This window comes from Helicobacter suis HS1 (assembly GCF_026000295.1).
Classification (GTDB): domain Bacteria; phylum Campylobacterota; class Campylobacteria; order Campylobacterales; family Helicobacteraceae; genus Helicobacter; species Helicobacter suis.
Map to the genome: position 1 here is coordinate 113,030 of NZ_AP026769.1, position 16,210 is coordinate 129,239.

The 16,210-nt window shown below is 39.3% G+C and carries 13 protein-coding genes and 3 pseudogenes; 10 read left to right on the forward strand and 6 right to left on the reverse strand.

Going from position 1 to position 16,210, the window contains the following annotated elements; genetic code table 11:
- The first annotated feature begins 20 nt into the window (after positions 1 to 20).
- Both OO773_RS00755 and OO773_RS00760 read left to right on the forward strand, forming a co-directional pair.
- Positions 21 to 920: a hypothetical protein gene (locus OO773_RS00755; RefSeq protein WP_034376718.1), complete on the forward strand. Its 900-nt coding sequence runs from the start codon at positions 21 to 23 to the stop codon at positions 918 to 920.
- A 129-nt stretch (positions 921 to 1,049) separates the two neighbouring features.
- Entirely contained in the window at positions 1,050 to 2,132 is a 1,083-nt protein-coding gene (locus tag OO773_RS00760) for an RNA-guided endonuclease InsQ/TnpB family protein (protein ID WP_073193814.1), read from the forward strand.
- Positions 2,133 to 2,199: 67 nt separating this feature from the next.
- Here OO773_RS00760 and OO773_RS00765 read toward each other — a convergent pair whose 3' ends face one another.
- Entirely contained in the window at positions 2,200 to 2,496 is a 297-nt protein-coding gene (locus OO773_RS00765; protein WP_050780194.1) for a tetratricopeptide repeat protein, read from the reverse strand.
- A 49-nt stretch (positions 2,497 to 2,545) separates the two neighbouring features.
- Positions 2,546 to 4,243 (reverse strand): glucose-6-phosphate isomerase, encoded by a 1,698-nt coding sequence (pgi, locus tag OO773_RS00770; protein WP_264828594.1) that lies wholly within the window; start codon positions 4,241 to 4,243, stop codon positions 2,546 to 2,548.
- Between the two features lie 228 nt (positions 4,244 to 4,471).
- On the opposite strand from pgi, the pseudogene OO773_RS09905 reads away from it, so the two are divergent.
- Positions 4,472 to 8,176, forward strand: a pseudogene (locus tag OO773_RS09905) (Eco57I restriction-modification methylase domain-containing protein).
- A 7-nt stretch (positions 8,177 to 8,183) separates the two neighbouring features.
- On the opposite strand, the gene OO773_RS00785 reads toward OO773_RS09905, so the two are convergent.
- The 4 genes from OO773_RS00785 to OO773_RS00800 all read right to left on the reverse strand — a co-directional run bounded on the left by OO773_RS00785 (position 8,184) and on the right by OO773_RS00800 (position 10,807).
- Positions 8,184 to 8,603, reverse strand: coding sequence for a hypothetical protein (locus OO773_RS00785; protein WP_264828597.1), 420 nt, complete (start codon positions 8,601 to 8,603; stop codon positions 8,184 to 8,186).
- 345 nt (positions 8,604 to 8,948) lie between these two features.
- Positions 8,949 to 9,389, reverse strand: coding sequence for a hypothetical protein (locus OO773_RS00790; RefSeq protein WP_264828598.1), 441 nt, complete (start codon positions 9,387 to 9,389; stop codon positions 8,949 to 8,951).
- Between the two features lie 65 nt (positions 9,390 to 9,454).
- On the reverse strand, positions 9,455 to 9,604 hold the full coding sequence (locus tag OO773_RS00795; RefSeq protein WP_163499987.1) for a hypothetical protein: 150 nt from the start codon (positions 9,602 to 9,604) through the stop codon (positions 9,455 to 9,457).
- A gap of 96 nt (positions 9,605 to 9,700) precedes the next feature.
- The gene (locus tag OO773_RS00800) at positions 9,701 to 10,807 is read right to left on the reverse strand and encodes a polymorphic toxin type 50 domain-containing protein (RefSeq protein ID WP_264828599.1); all 1,107 of its coding nucleotides are present in this window, start codon (positions 10,805 to 10,807) and stop codon (positions 9,701 to 9,703) included.
- Positions 10,808 to 10,976: 169 nt separating this feature from the next.
- Between OO773_RS00800 and OO773_RS00805 the strand changes: the two are divergent.
- The 7 genes and pseudogenes from OO773_RS00805 to OO773_RS00830 form a co-directional block, all read left to right on the forward strand.
- A pseudogene (locus tag OO773_RS00805) lies at positions 10,977 to 11,597 on the forward strand (outer membrane family protein); the annotation flags it as partial.
- A 44-nt stretch (positions 11,598 to 11,641) separates the two neighbouring features.
- Positions 11,642 to 11,932: pseudogene (locus OO773_RS09910) on the forward strand (outer membrane family protein); the annotation flags it as partial.
- Positions 11,933 to 11,954: 22 nt separating this feature from the next.
- Positions 11,955 to 12,353 (forward strand): outer membrane family protein, encoded by a 399-nt coding sequence (locus OO773_RS09915; RefSeq protein WP_406600090.1) that lies wholly within the window; start codon positions 11,955 to 11,957, stop codon positions 12,351 to 12,353.
- 9 nt (positions 12,354 to 12,362) lie between these two features.
- Positions 12,363 to 13,733, forward strand: a complete 1,371-nt coding sequence (locus OO773_RS00815; protein ID WP_176485343.1) for an outer membrane family protein — start codon at positions 12,363 to 12,365, stop codon at positions 13,731 to 13,733.
- Between the two features lie 76 nt (positions 13,734 to 13,809).
- Positions 13,810 to 14,388 (forward strand): TerD family protein, encoded by a 579-nt coding sequence (locus OO773_RS00820; protein ID WP_034376167.1) that lies wholly within the window; start codon positions 13,810 to 13,812, stop codon positions 14,386 to 14,388.
- A 9-nt stretch (positions 14,389 to 14,397) separates the two neighbouring features.
- Positions 14,398 to 15,000 carry a TerD family protein gene (locus OO773_RS00825; RefSeq protein WP_006563914.1) on the forward strand — a complete coding sequence of 201 codons (603 nt, stop codon included), beginning with the start codon at positions 14,398 to 14,400 and terminating at the stop codon, positions 14,998 to 15,000.
- On the forward strand, positions 14,997 to 16,172 hold the full coding sequence (locus OO773_RS00830) for an HD domain-containing protein (RefSeq protein ID WP_232088474.1): 1,176 nt from the start codon (positions 14,997 to 14,999) through the stop codon (positions 16,170 to 16,172). Before OO773_RS00825 ends, OO773_RS00830 begins: the two co-directional genes overlap by 4 nt.
- Positions 16,173 to 16,210 lie beyond the last annotated feature (38 nt).

Here is a 16,210-nt window from a genome sequence, read left to right on the forward strand (position 1 = left end):
AAGATGAGTAAGGCTAATTAATGATCGCTATAAAAAATTTAAAAGAGGTACTTCTAGCTTTAGGGTTTGAAGGGAAGAGTGTGTTCACAAAATCCTATGAAGTGGGGGCTAGGATTGAGGTGGATTTTACAAAGAAAAGCATCACATATACACCCCTTGATACAGACTTTAAAGAGGGGGAGTATCCAAGTTTAGATAAGCCTAGCAAGGGTTTTATTATCCATAGAAACACCACCACTAATTTTAAATCTAATGAAAACTTTGTCTGTTTAGTGGCTGTGCATAAACTTTTAGAAAAAGGCTATAAGCCAGAGCATATTATTTTAGAACCTAGCTTTAAAGTGGGGCATAAGCCACAGGTTTATAGCGATATTTTAGTGCTTAATCAGAAATTTGAAAACTTAGTTTTAATTGAGAATAAAACCTATGGGAGTGAGTTTAGCAAGGAATGGAATAACATGCTTAAAAATGGTGGCCAACTCTTTAGTTACTATGCGGTGAATAAAACCCCCTATCTGTGTTTACTAGCCTTTGAAAATGGAAACAAGTATGAAATGCGCTTAATTTCTATGCAAGATAATTCAGATCACTTAGAGCACATCAACAGCACACTTAAAAAGGAGGATAACAAGCGCGGTTTTAATGATCCGGCTAATACCAATGCTACAAGTTATTTTGAAGTGTGGAAGGAAACTTATTCTACAGCCTCCACCACTAAAGGCCTTTTTGAAACAGATATAGAGGCCTATAAAATTGGCAAGGAAAAATATAAAATAAGCGACTTATCTGTTGTTTCTAAAGATCAAATTGCAAGCATTTACCATGAATTTGCCACAATCTTACGCCACCACTCCATTGGTAATCATGAGAATAGTTTTTATTCTTCACCCAACCCACCATTCCACCCTAAGCCCCTATAATTGGGGCTTATCCACTTCGCTAAACCTCCATAATTTAGCAACCGCGCCGTAAACCCCCTAGCTTTAACTATGGGGATATAAGGCGCATGTTTGGTCGTTTTTCAAGCAAAGTGTGTATAATATAGTTCTATGCTCATCGCCTACAAGCAGAAACTCTACAATTCAAGCAAGAACAAGCAGATAGACAGACTCTTGCGTCTTTATGGCATTTGCTACAATCATTGTATCGCTTTGCATAAGCGGTATTATAGGCTCTATAAGAAGCACTTGAATTTCTACACTTTGAAAAAGCACATCACCAAGCTAAAGAGAACAGCACGCTTTGCTTTTTTGAAAACTCTAGGCTCTCAAACCTTGCAAGAGCTAGTAGGGAGGATAGACAAGGCTTATAAAAAGTTTTTTAAGAAACAAGGCAGACCGCCTAGATTTAAAAAGGTGGCCAACTATCAGTCTTTCACATTTTCACAATGTGGTTATAAAATCCAAGACAACATTATCTCTTTTAATGGCTATCGCTTTAAGTTTGTCAAAACCTACGACCTTGCAGGCAAACCCAAGACCTTAACCATTAAAAGAGATAATCTAGGCGATTATTTCTTGTGCTTGGTGTGCGAAACAGAGGATAACCTTAAGCCCGCAGGCGGTAACAGCGTGGGGCTTGACTTTGGGTTAAAAACTTTTCTCACATGCTCTAATGGCACACAAATCCCATCGCCTTTATTTTTCTCTAAATTCTTGCCTTTGATCCGTGCTTGCTCTCGCTCCCTATCCAAAAAGAAAAGAGGCAGTCATAACCGCCTAAAGGCTAGGCTAAAACTTGCTAGATTGCACCGCAAAGTCCAAAATCTTAGAAAAGACTTTTTCTACAAGATTGCTAATAGCCTAGCCAAACAATACGCCACTATTTTCATTGAAGATTTGAACCTGAAGGGTATGGTTAAACTTTGGGGGCGCAAGATTAATGATTTGGCTTTTGGTGAGTTTGTGGCTATCTTGGAGAGAAAAACCCAAGTGGTTAAGATTGATAGATTCTATCCTAGCTCTAAAACTTGTTCTAATTGTGGAGCACTCAAAGAGGATTTAAGCCTAAAAGATAGGTTTTTTCATTGCCCTTCTTGTGGCTTTTCTTTGGATAGAGATTTGAACGCAAGTATAAATATTCATAGAGTGGGGGCATCCACTCTTGGAGGAGAAGCTGTAAGACCCGCCTAGCGGGCAAGCTTTGATGATCCCAGAATCCCCTAGCTTTAGCTATGGGGAGTATGTCAACATACCTTAATTATTTTATTCTATGACACGCATCTTTAAATCCTAGCTCACAGGCTTTCTTATGATATTCTAAAGCCCTCTGTAGATTTTTTTGCACACCCTCCCCATTCTCATACAAGTTTCCTAAGTTATTATAGCCGGCCGCATCTCCCATGCTTGCTGCTTTCTTGAAATACTCTAGGGCTTTCTTATAACCTTTACTTTGATAAGCTTTTTCAGCAATTGAAAAATACGCATCACCCTCTCCCTTAGCCTGCACACTGCAAAGTACACCCACCAACGCTACACACAACACACTTTTTAGCATTTTTTCTCCTTTGTAGAATTTGCAGAAACCAAGCCTTCATCTTTAAATGCTATCGGCTTATCTTAAAAACACAAAAGAAAATAACGCGATCTTTTGCTTGCCTAGATAAATCATAATAGAAAGCCCAACAGCTGACCAGTTCTGTAGAGCTATCTTGGTGCTTTTGAGAGGGTTCATGGCGCAACCTTGCTAAAATGTCTTTTGTGAGCTCTTTACCTAATTCTACGCCCCATTGATCAAAACTATTAATATTCCAAATCACCCCTTGTATAAAGATTTTATGTTCATAAAGCGCAATTAAAGCCCCCACACTCTTAGGGCAAATGGTTTCTAATAAAATCACATTACTAGGGCGATTACCCGAAAAAATGCGGTGGTGGGCAAGTTTGCTAGCTTTTTGCTCAGAATAACCCATTTTTAAGAGCTCTTTAAAGGCTTCTTCATATTCCTTACCCTCCATAAAAGCCTGTGCTTGGGCAAACATGTTACTCACCAAAATATCATGGTGTTCTGGTAAATGCCCCTCTTTGCTTAGAGAGACAATAAAATCAATCGGGCTAATATGCGTACCTTGATGGAGTAATTGGAAAAACGCATGCTGGGCATTAGTACCCACATCGCCCCAAATAATAGGCCCTGTATCATAATCCACTACTTGCCCCTCTAAAGTGGTGCTTTTGCCATTGCTTTCCATATCTAGTTGTTGGATAAAACGCGGAAAATAGCGCAAATATTGATCATAGGGGGCTATTAAATGGCTACCCGCATCAAAAAGATTAATATACCAAATGCCTAAGAGTGCTAAAATAACCGGCATATTCTGCTCAAAGGGGGCGTTTTTAAAATGCTCATCCATTTCATAAGCCCCCTGTAATAAACTCTTAAAATTTTGCTTGCCTAGATAAATCATAATAGAAAGCCCAACAGCTGACCATAAACTATAACGACCCCCTACCCAATTCCAAAAAGAAAACATGTTTTCTGTATCAATCCCAAAGTCTTGTACCGCTTCTTTATTAGTAGAAACAGCCACAAAATGCTTAGCAATGTGGCATTCATCTAAGGCGTGGGCTAAAAACCATTGGCGCGCGCTTAGCGCATTAGTTAAAGTTTCCTGTGTAGAAAAAGTCTTAGAGGCAATGATAAAAAGCGTGGTTTCTGGATAAATCTTATCTAACACCCCTTGTATTTGCGTACCATCTACATTAGAAATAAAGTGCACATTTAAACGCGGGCTACCGTAGTGTTTAAGTGCCTTACACACCATTAAAGCCCCTAAATCCGATCCGCCTATACCAATATTAACAACATCAGTAATCACTTGATTAGTATAGCCAAGCCACTCCCCACAACGCAGCGCATCGCTAAAGGCCTCCATGCGCTCCAGTACGGCGCGTACCTGTGGGAGAACATTTTGCCCCTCCTCTATAATAGGCGACTCTCCTTGATAACGCAAAGCGGTATGTAAAACAGCGCGCTCCTCTGTGGTGTTGATTTTTGCACCCGAAAACATCGCCTCTATTTTGTGCTTTAGCCCGCATTCTTGGGCTAGAGCTCTTAAGAGTTTTAAAGTGGTGTTGTTGATGCGATTTTTAGAGTAATCTAAATAAATAGAGCCAGTTTTAAGAAAATAACGCGTGGCACGGCTTGGATCTTCTTTAAACATGTCTTTCATATGGATCGTTTTAATGGTGTTAAAATGCTCTAATAAATCCTTAAAGCTCTGTAATTGTGTTAAGGTTTTCATACACTCCTCTAAATTTTTCAAACAAAAATTCCCCCATTATAACCACAAAGTTAAAACCTCTCAACCCACATTAACCCCTCTTTTGTTACAATGCCTTTATTTTTAAGAAAGACCCCCATGCGCTTTATCACAAATAATCTCTTTACCCCCTACACTTTAAACGAGGAATTTCCTATTCTTTATAACTTTGATCAAAGTCAAGCACAGGCTAAACAAGCTCTAGATCGCATGTGTGCGCTTAATATAAACACACAAAGCAACGAACACCAGTTTGAAGATAGCTTTATTGCCCCTGTGCTTGAAATTTTAGGTTGGCAATTTTTACGCCAAGAGGAAAAGATCATTCAAGGCAAATTAGAAAAACCAGACTTTTTACTTTTTGCCACTAAAGAGTGTTTGTTAAAGTACACAGCATTAGAAAGAGATTTAAGACGGGCGAGTAATGAACATTTTGCCGTAATTTTAGAGAGTAAAGCCTCCTCTGTGATCTTAGATAATGGCAAAGTAGAAAACAACCCCCACTACCAGATTTTGCACTACTGCAACGCCTTAAGGCATGATTATGGCTTTTTAACTAATGGGCGTTTTTGGCGCTTTTATAACACCAGTACCCTTTCTACCCATAAAGTCTTTTTTGAGGTGCATTTAGAGGGGATTTTGCAAAATCAGGATTTAGAAGAGTTTTTATACTTTTATCATCTTTTTAGCGCGCAAAACTTCACCCCCAAAGATAGCCCTATAGAAAAGACCTTAGAGTGTAACGCAAAAAACATTGTACAAATTGAACAAGATTTATCTAGTTTAATCTATGGCACAAATGGGCAGGATTCGCTCTTTGAGGACATCGGCGCAGCGCTTTATGCTGTTTATGCCAAGCAAACTAAAGAAGAAGAAAGAGAGATTCTTTTAAAAAACATCTATGAAAACACCCTATATTTTTTATTCCGCTTACTCTTTATTGCCTACTTTGAGGATAGATTTTTAGACAGCCTTAAAGATCACCCCGCCCTTTCTCGTTATTTGAGTCTATACACTTTGTTAGAGGATAAAAAATGGGGAGAAAATAGCGCCAGTTTTGTGGGAATGGCGCGTTTAGAGGAGATTTTTAGGGTTTATAACGCGGGCAATGCTAATTATTCCATGCCTCTTTTTAATGGCGGGCTTTTTGAAGAATCTAAAAGCACCCTTTTTAAAAGGGGGCAAATCATTAATGACACCCTACTAAAGCGCATTCTGACTAAACTTTTTTATTATGACTATGAAAAAGGCTATAAGCGGGGTTATTCTATGCTTAGTATCTCGCATTTGGGTAGTATTTATGAGGGGCTACTTTCCTATCAATTTGCCCTAGCTAGTGAGAATTTATATTATTGCGTGTATGCCACAAATGAGGGGTATTTTGATAGCTATGATCTTAAAAATATCAAAGAAAAACCCAAAAGTACCCAACACTACACACAAGGCCAGCTTTATTTAAAAAATAGCGCCAATTCGCGCAAAAGTAGCGGGAGTTTTTACACCCCAGAGAAAATCACAAAAGAATTAGTCAAACAGGCCTTAGTAGGGTTAAATGATGCCAACATCTTAAATTTTAAAATCCTAGATAATGCCTGTGGATCGGGGGCTTTTTTAATTGAAAGTTTGCACCAAGTGAGCCAAAGGGCATTAAATGGTGAATTTCCCTCTTTAAAACCTCTTTTAGAACAAGAAAAACAAATTGTAGAGGAACAGATTAAAAAATGCGCTGTACCAAGTTTCCCGCTTGATGAGGGTGCTTTGATTAAGCGCTTGGTGCTTAAAAACTTAATTTATGGCATAGATAAAAACCCCTTTGCAATTGAACTAGCTAAACTCGCGCTTTGGATAGATAGCTTTGTTTTTGGTACGCCACTAAGTTTTTTAGAACCCCACCTTAGATGTGGCGATGCCTTGTTAGGTTGTACTTTAGAGGAATTTAAAGAATTTTTGAGAGAAACAGGTCAGATTAAAAATTCTATAGCCTATCAAGGAAGTGTATTTGCGCCAAACTTTTTTGAGGAGTTTAAAAAGCTACAGGAGGATTTTAAAGCCCTAACTAGTATCAAAGACACCACCAAAGAGGAAATAGAGCATTCTAAAGAACTTTTTAAACAAGAATTAAAACCCCTTTTAATCCCTATTAAAGAACTCTTAAATACGCAAGAAAGAGCGCTTAAAGAGGTTAGAAATGCGCTAGATTTAGAAATTGCCAAACACTGCGAGGCGCGGTTTAATAAACTCAACACAGCGTGGCTAGATTTTAGGCGCGAATTAGACATGAGCAATGATAAAGATTTATTTATGGATCAAGAGACTTTAAAAACAAAGAAAACCGTACAAAGAGGCGCGAGTGAAATGCAGGATAATCAAATTTGTTTTGATGCCATTGTGGGCAACCCCCCTTGGGAGAAAACAAAATTTGATGCCAGCGAGTTTTTTGCTAGTTTAAGGAGTAATTACCGAAGGTTCAGTCTTAAAGAGCAAGAGGAGTTGCGCCTCAATGCTTTGGATAAACTCTATATTAAAAAGCAATTTGAATAGGGTATAGAGGAGATTCAAACCTTAAATGCCTATTATAAAACCCATTACCCCCTCAGTAGAGGCGTAGGCGATAGCAATTTGTTTAGATTTTTTATTGAGCGCCAATTAGGGCTTCTTGCCAAAGAGGCTAGGCTATGTGTGGTTATTCCAAGTGCTTTAATGTTTGAGGAGGGCAGTGTAGGGCTACGATCAGCTATTTTAGAAAAATTTAGCCCAGAGTTTTTTTATAGCTTTGAGAATCGCAAAAAGATTTTTGAAGATGTGGATAGCCGTTATAAATTTGCCCTGCTTGGTATTTCTAATAAAAAAGCACACCCAAAGGCCACCATTAAAACCCTCTTTTATTTAGAACAAGTGGAGCAAATTAAAGAATTAAAACCCCTTTTAATCCCTATTAAAGAACTCTTAAATACGCAAGAAAGAGCGCTTAAAGAGGTTAGAAATGCGCTAGATTTAGAAATTGCCAAACACTGCGAGGCGCGGTTTAATAAACTCAACACAGCGTGGCTAGATTTTAGGCGCGAATTAGACATGAGCAATGATAAAGATTTATTTATGGATCAAGAGACTTTAAAAACAAAGAAAACCGGTACAAGAGGCGCGAGTGAAAACGAGACGCTTCCCCTTTTAGAGGGCAAATATATCCACCAGTTTAACGCGCGCTTTAATACGCCGCGCTATCAAGTACAGCGCGCAAAACTTGAGGATAGGCTACAAAGTAAAGAGATCTTTCGGGCTAAAAAAGCAGGCTATAGCGGGGCAATTGCCTTTGAACACCAATATTTTAGGCTAGGGTATAGAGGGGTGTCTAGTGATACAGATGAGCGTAGTTTAATTGTGAGTTTGGTGGCGAAAAATTGTGTGGCCGGGAATAGCATGTTTTTAAGTATTCCCTATGTTTACACTAAAAAGGGCATGGTAGAAATAAAACCTTTGCAATTACTCTTTGCACTAGGGCTTTTAAATTCTTTGGTGGTGGATTTTCTCTTGCGCTTGCGTGCACAAATTAATGTTACTAAAACCTGTTTGCTTGAACTCCCCCTACCCCAGCCTAGCCTAACAGAAATAGAAAACAACCCCACTTTTTTACAGATTGCAAAAAGCGCGCTAGAGTGCCAACTTTTTAACGATAAAGCCGGAGAGTTTGAGGCACTAAAAGCGGTGTTTGAAAGGCGGCTTGATGTGCCCAAAACCTCTAAACTTTATGATATGAAGCGCGCCAAATTAGATATTTTAATCGCCCGGGAAATCTATGGCCTGAGTTTTGAGCAGTTTGTGCATTTGTTAAATTCTTTTAAGGTGCTTGCCAAAAAACAACCGGGCTTTATCGCCGCTTTAAAAAGTTTGTGGACAGAAAGCGGGGATTTTTCTTAATTTTCTCTTAGCTTTCTCTTGGGCGGGAGTTTTGCTTAGCGCTAATGCTATCCATACTACGCATATAATCTTTAAAGGCTTGGGTTAATTCGTTATTGCGCCAAACCACACCTTCATAAACTTCTATATTTTCAAAATGCAAACCCAAGGGGGCTAAATCGTTATTGGTGATATTTCTAGTTCTTATCAACCGGTTAATTATATCTAGCCGCTCTTGTCTTTCTGAATCGCTTAAGGGGGCGGGGGTTGTAACTTCAGGGGCGGGCGGTGTAGGCGCTTGAGTGGGCGCGCTAGTGTTGTTCGCTTCAGGGGCGGGTGTTTGTGTATCCGCTTGAGTGGGATTAACAAACTTAATAAGCCGCCCCCGCATCACATTAAGCCCACTAATGCGGTCATTTAGTTTTTGTAAAGCTTTAGAAAAATCCATTTTGTGCCTTGCTTTTTTGAATGGATTTTACAAGGGGTTTTGATCAGAAAATGCGAAAAAGGGGGTTAATTTTGTTTTTTAGCCTTACTATTCTTGTAAAGCGGGGTTATCTCCTTAATATCTGAAACATTTAGGCCATACACCCAGCCACCCCCCATATCAATTGATACATTATCTTCTTCTTCACCACTACAAACCGCGTAGATTGGACCCATCAGAAAAAAATAAGACACTTTTGACATCATCATTAGCATTTATTAATTTTGTGTAAGAATTTCTTAGCCCGATTGCAAATGCATAAATAACTACCAATACCGCCGTCATTGCCTAGAATATAGCTAGCCTCTAGTTTTCTAAAAGGGGTGCGTTTTTGATTGACTCATAAACTACAGCAAAAGCGCTAATGCTATCCATACTACGCATATAATCTTTAAAGGCTTGGGTTAATTCGTTATTGCGCCAAACCACACCTTCATAAACTTCTATATTTTCAAAATGCAAACCCAAGGGTGCTAAATCGTTATTGGTGATATTTCTAGTTCTTATCAACCGGTTAATTTGTTTATAATTTGGGCTATCCAAAACATGGCGCTCTTGTTTCTCATCTAAGCTTAGCAAAGATAGCGCGCTTTTGATTGTGTTAAGAACTCTTTGAGTGAAGGGGTAGGGGGCGGGTGTTTGTGTATCCGCTTGAGTGGGATTAACAAACTTAATAAGCCGCCCCCGCATCACATTAAGCCCACTAATGCGGTCATTTAGTTTTTGTAAAGCTTTAGAAAAATCCATTTTGTGCCTTGCTTTTTTGAATGGATTTTACAAGGGGTTTTGATCAGAAAATGCGAAAAAGGGGGTTAATTTTGTTTTTTAGCCTTACTATTCTTGTAAAGCGGGGTTATCTCCTTAATATCTGAAACATTTAGGCCATACACCCAGCCACCCCCCATATCAATTGATACATTATCTTCTTCTTCACCACTACAAACCGCAAAATCATAACCCAAAAAAAACCCTCAATAGCAGTGCCTTCATCGCAAATTTGATCATTAACTAAAGTTACTTTAACAACCCAGCCTAGATATTTTGTATAATCCTCTAGTTTAATCATGTTTGCCTTCCAAAAAAGGCACAATGTGAATGCCTCTTTTGCTGAAATGCACCTTACTAAAATTTGTCTTTGTTTTTTCTTTGATCCCACCAAAGGGCATAACTATGCCCTCAAAATCGGGATGTTCAATAATTAGTTTCTTATCCCATATGCGCTTTTCCCCTTGTATGGCCGCCGTTTGTGCTATCCACTCCCTAACCTCCTCAATACTCGGGGCTTTAGTGTAGTAACTCCGCCCTTGTTTATAATTTGGGCTATCCAAAACATGGCGCTCTTGTTTCTCATCTAAGCTTAGCAAAGATAGCGCGCTTTTGATTGTGTTAAGAACTCTTTGAGTGAAGGGGTAGGGTTTCTCATTTTGGAGGCGCTGCGCTAACTTATCAAAATCTAATCGCTCAAGTTTAAAGCCCTCTTTTAAGTCAGGCGCTTCTTTGAAGTGCTCTAAACTGACTAACTCTGTGCCTTGTATCTCAAGCTCATACCAGCGCCCTAACTTCTGACCCACTAGCTTACGCGTATCTCTATGGGTGGCCATTAATAGTGGATTGTCTAACACTTCTTTAGCTAAGAAAAAATCAAACAGATCATTAGCGGGGTTAGCCTTGAGTGTTTCAGATTTTAGAGTAATTGGCAAACTATCTAAATTACCAAAACGCAAACTCCCGCCATTTTGTGAAAGTCGGATCAAAGATTTAAACCGCGCCTTTTTGCTAGCGATATTTTGCAACACGCCTTTAAGTAGGCTAGTAGCTTTTGAATTGCCCGCATAAGTGGCCAACTTGTTTTTAAAAAAGCTAGCTAAGAACTTGTTGTTATCTCTTTCAAATCCCCCCGCTTGAGTACCGCCCTCTTGTGGGATATTTTGAGTAACCGCTATTCCTTTGGCCTTGATCTGTCTTTCTGACCACATAGCAATCTCACACCGACAACCCCAATCAAGTGGCGGGGTGTGATTCTGCCAAAAGGGGTGCTTTCTTGGTAGACAAACATTATCAAAGGCCAAATGCCGCGCGGCGCTATCGTGCCTACTATGAAACACATAATACCAGCCATCGCCATTGCTACTGCCCGCAATGGGTGGGGCACTTTCATAGCGCATTAATTTACCGCGCGTGTTGGCATAAATTAAATACGGAAAGCGGTTTAATTATGGCATGCACGCAGCCACTCTTTCTTGGAAAAATAAATCTTGGGATATTAAAACTTTTTTATGGTTTTATCCTAAAAATTATAGCGCCCCGGGAGGTCTCATCCTAACTTTTGCAAGGCTGGTTTTGAAGTTTAAAAATCTTTGGATACTCTTGCTTTCTTTTTCTTGCTTATTAGCTTTTGATTATAAAATTAGTGGCCGTGTTGGCTCGTTTTCACGCGTAGGGTTTAACAATTCAGCTATCAATTCAAATAAGGGAATCTACCCAACGGGGAGTTATGTTACCACCGTAGGAATGTTACAAATTGATGTTAATTTATTGCCTAAATCTGTAAGTGCGCATAAACTGAAAGCAGGGATTGGAGGAGAACTAGGCGCTCTGGCTTTTGATTCTACAAAAACCCTTATCAATCAAAGCGATCCAAGTGCCGGATACCAACCCGCTGGCTGGTATTATATCGGGCGTTGGCAGGGTTATTTATTAAATGCCCCATGGGCTAAGTCCAACTATGGCAATAGCTTATACGCCCATAACTACATTATTTATAATTCCTATATCAGTTATGCTTACAAAGATATAGCGGGTTGTACTCTGGGGCGTTACCGCAGCCACGCGCTTTTTTTAAGCGATCATAATCAAGGGTTTGAGTGCTTTGTAAAAAAGAAAAGTTGGCGTTTGGATTGGTTTAGTAGCTATGGACGGGGCCGTTCTACTTTGCAATATATCCGCGACTTTTATACTTTTACATTGCACGCGCAATTTTTGGAAGTTTACTTGGGTTTATGGATTTATATGCTTTTGATTATCACTTTTCAGGCAATGTGGGTTCATTCTCACGCATTGGTTTTAATAACGCCCCCATCAACTCAGATAAAGGGCTTTATCCAACTGGTAGCTATGTAACCACCATTGGGGCACTACAAGTAGATGCTAATTTATTACCAAAGTCTATCAGCGCACACAAACTAAGTATAGGGCTTGGTGGAGAAATAGGGGGACTAGCCTATGATTCAACTAGGGCTTTGATAGATCAGAGTGCGCCTAATTCAGGTTTGCAACCAGCTAACTGGTATGAATTTTGGCAATTCAAACGCGATGTTTGCCCGTTTTGGTACGCCTATTAACTACGACACCAAAGATCATACACCCTATGATAGCCGTTTGGATAATCTTTATAATGCTAATGCGCTCACTCTAGTAGCGCGGGGGGGAGGTGCTTATAAAAAGCTTTCTTGGGAAGTGCTAGGCAGGCTTACTTATTCGCCTAAGGCTAATGAACAAGCTTTGGGTTTTACCTGTTTTTATAATGTAACTAAAAATATCCGCGTAATGCTACGGCTTAATTATTATGAAGTGTTCACATACCGCGGGTATAAGGTGGGCTATTCTGGAGCCCCTAATTTCAAATTTGCCCCTACGATTCAGGATCGCAGCTATCTTATGACCTCTATTAGTTATCAATTTGGAGGTTTTACAAAATTTATCAAAAAGTAAGGATAATCCATGCATAACTCTTTGTACTTTTACATTGCACGCGCAATTTTTGGAAGTTTACTTGGGTTTATGGATTTATATGCTTTTGATTATCACTTTTCAGGCAATGTGGGTTCATTCTCACGCATTGGTTTTAATAACGCCCCCATCAACTCAGATAAAGGGCTTTATCCAACTGGTAGCTATGTAACCACCATTGGGGCACTACAAGTAGATGCTAATTTATTACCAAAGTCTATCAGCGCACACAAACTAAGTATAGGGCTTGGTGGAGAAATAGGGGGACTAGCCTATGATTCAACTAGGGCTTTGATAGATCAGAGTGCGCCTAATTCAGGTTTGCAACCAGCTAACTGGTATTATATGGGGCGCTGGGAAGGGTATTTAATGAATGCTTCTTGGAAGTCTGTACGCTTTGAAGATGAATCGCATGCTAAAAATTATATTTTATATAATGCCTATCTGAATTACACCTATAAAGATATTTTTGGAATCATACTAGGCCGCTATATCAGTTCTGAAGCTTTGTTTTTGCGTGGCTATAATCAAGGCTTTACAGTCTTTTTACATCTGGGTAATTTCAAGCTTACATGGTTTAGCACCTATGGCAGGGGTTTAGCCAATGTCCAATTTATCCGGGATTTTTATGCCCCTGTGAGTTATGAGTTTAGTAGTGGCCGCCGTGTCAATTATGGCATGCATGCCATCTCTTTAGTTTATGCAACCAAGCACTACACGATCAAACCCTTCTTTTGGTTTTATCCTAAAAATTTTAACGCCCCCGGCTTACAGGCGAGTGCGACCTTTAATCCGGGTCAGTTCAAAATTCAAACCGATATTTATGCTTGGTTTCCTATTTATAGCGCTGCTCTAGCCAAAACCTATTATCGTGGCAATTTAATAGGCCATGATACGGCCACTCTCTTAGTGCGCCAAAGGTTTTACTACAAAGATTACTATTTTGGTTATGGGGTGTATAAGAATTTTGGCAATGCTAATGCCCAGTTAGGCTGGAATGGTTCGCCTGTTTCTTTTGATACCACAGATGATACCCCCTATGAAGATGCTTATACTAATCTTTATGATGCCAATGCCATTACTTTACATGCCCGTTTAGGTGGGACATTTAAACATTTCTCTTGGTATTTACTAGGCAAACTCACCTTTGCCCCGCGCGCACAATCACAAAGTCTAGGTCTGACATGCGAGTATAATTTAGGTAAACATATCCACTTGATGTTACGCATCAATGGCTACCAAGTAAGCATGCATAGAGGTTATAAAGTGGCCTACTTTGGAGCTCCCAACCCTAAATTTGCCCCCACCACCCAAGATCGCAGTTATGTCATGACTTCTATCAAATACGATTTAGCACTCTAAAAGACTGATTTAATCTAAAATGCTCGTTTTTCTGTTAGAATGGGGGCTTATTTGATCAAAATATAAGGGAGATATGATGTCAGTTAGTTTAGTTAAAGGTGGAAGGATATCTTTAAGCAAAGAAAAACCCGGATTGTCTAAAATTGTTGTAGGGCTGGGCTGGGATGTGAATGCAAGCGATACAGGGCGCGAGTTTGATTTAGACGCTTCTGTATTTTTAACAGATGCCTCTGGTAAAGTTAGCGATGATGCCAATTTTGTGTTTTATAACAATCTTACAAGTAAAGATGGATCTGTAGTACACACCGGAGATAATCGCACCGGAGCCGGTGAGGGCGATGATGAAAGCATTAAAGTTGATTTAAACAAAGTCTCTGCTGATGTTAAAGAAATTAATATTGTAGTTACTATCCATGAAGCTAATGAGCGCAAACAAAATTTTGGCATGGTTAGAAATGCCTTTGTACGCGTTGTAGATGAAAGCGATGGGAAAGAAATTTTGCGTTATGACTTAGAAGAGGATTTTTCTGTTGAAACCGCTTTGATGTTTGGGCGACTCTATAGAGATAGTAATGAGTGGAAATTTGCCGCTGTAGGCACAGGGTTTAAAGAAGGCCTAGCGGGTTTTTGTAGACAATTTGGTGTGAATATTTAAAGGGGTTTTATGGTTAGTCTAGTTAAGGGACAAAAAATTTCTTTAAAGAAAGAAGATGGCAATGCACTTAAATCCTTTTGTGTAGGGGCTAATTGGGGGGCGATTAGTAAAAAAGGTTTTTTTGGCAATACCAAGACTGAAGCGGTGGATTTAGATTTGAGTGTGGGGCTATTTGATCAAAATAAGCGCCTTGTAGATTGTGTGTATTTTGGTAAGAAAGCAAGTAGTGGAATTAAACATAGTGGCGATGATCGCACGGGTGATGTAGGGGGCGATGATGGCTTAGACAATGAAATTATTAGCCTTGCTTTAGATAGTTTAGATCCAGCTATTGAGCAATTAGTTTTTGTACTTAATTCTTATACCCATATTGATTTTGATAAAATCCCCTTTGCCAGTATTAGACTCTATGAGGGCACGCCAGAGAAAGTACAAAATATCTTTGCTTCTTACAATGTGGCTAAAGATGTGGCTTTTGCGGGTAAAGAGGCCATGATTTTAGGCAAACTTTATAAACACAATGGGGAATGGAAGTTTAGCGCTATTGGCGAGCCCACAGCTGATTCTAAATTAGAAACACTTCTAAAAGAGTCCGTGCCTAAATATTTATGACAGAAGGTTATAAACCCCACTTACAAAGCGCGTTGTTGCGCCGTTTGTTTGTGGCGGCTTCTATTAGGCGTTGGAACGATCAAGCCTGCCCGATTGAATTTAGCGAACTAGACAAACAAGCGCATAAGGCGATGGTGGTGGTTTTATTAGCCAATCACCATACAGGTATTGATTGGGATAAATTACTACGCTATTTTTGTTTTGAGTTTTTAAGCCGCGTGGTGTTAACTGATATTAAACCCCCCATTTATCACGAACTACTCAAAAAGCACCGGGAGGCTTTTGCTGATTATGTCTGGGGCGTGTTAGAAGATGAGGTAGAAGGGTATGCTTTTTTTAAACACTTGCATGGCTATTTTTGTAAGCCTCCCACAGATATAGAACACCAACTGTTAAAAGCCGCCCATGACTATGTTTCTGCTTGGGAATTTGATTTTATTGCAAATTTTTATCCCCATGGTTATGGGGTTAAAGATATTAGAAAAAACCTAAATGATGCACTATCTGAGCATGCGCATTTGTTAAATATACCCCATTTAGAATTGCTAGCCTCTATGTTTGGGCAGTTGCGCTTCCAAAAGCGTTGGAGTCAAACCCCTAGAGTTCCACAAACTAGTGTTTTAGGCCATGCGCTATTTGTGGCTTTATGTGCTTTTTTGCTTAGTTTTGATTTAAAAGCTTGTATGCAAATGCGTATCAATCACTTTTTAGGCGGGCTTTTCCATGATTTACCCGAAGTCTTGACGCGTGATATTATCTCTCCAATTAAACATGGCGTATTAGGTTTAGATGTGTACTTAAAATCCCTAGAAGCGCGCGCTATGCAGGAAAATATTTTACAATATGTCAGTCCTGATTTTAAACAAGATTTGCTCTACTTCACTCAAGATGAATTTAAAGATCGCTATATTCACCCAGAAACTCAGAAAATTATTTTTGTTGATTCTATTTCATTATGGCAAGAATATAACCAAGATCCATACAAAAGCATGTGTGGGAGTCTTTTAAAATTTTGTGATCGTTTGAGTGCCTTTTTAGAGGCTAAGATTTCTATTTCACATGGGATTAAAAGCGATGTATTAGTCAATGGAGCGGCTAAAATTAAAGAAAAGTGCATGCATACTTGCATTCAAGGTATTTATTTAGGCGCGCTTTTGGAGGATTTTACCTGAAACTTTGGCTCATCTGTTTTATTGGTTTATTACAAGCT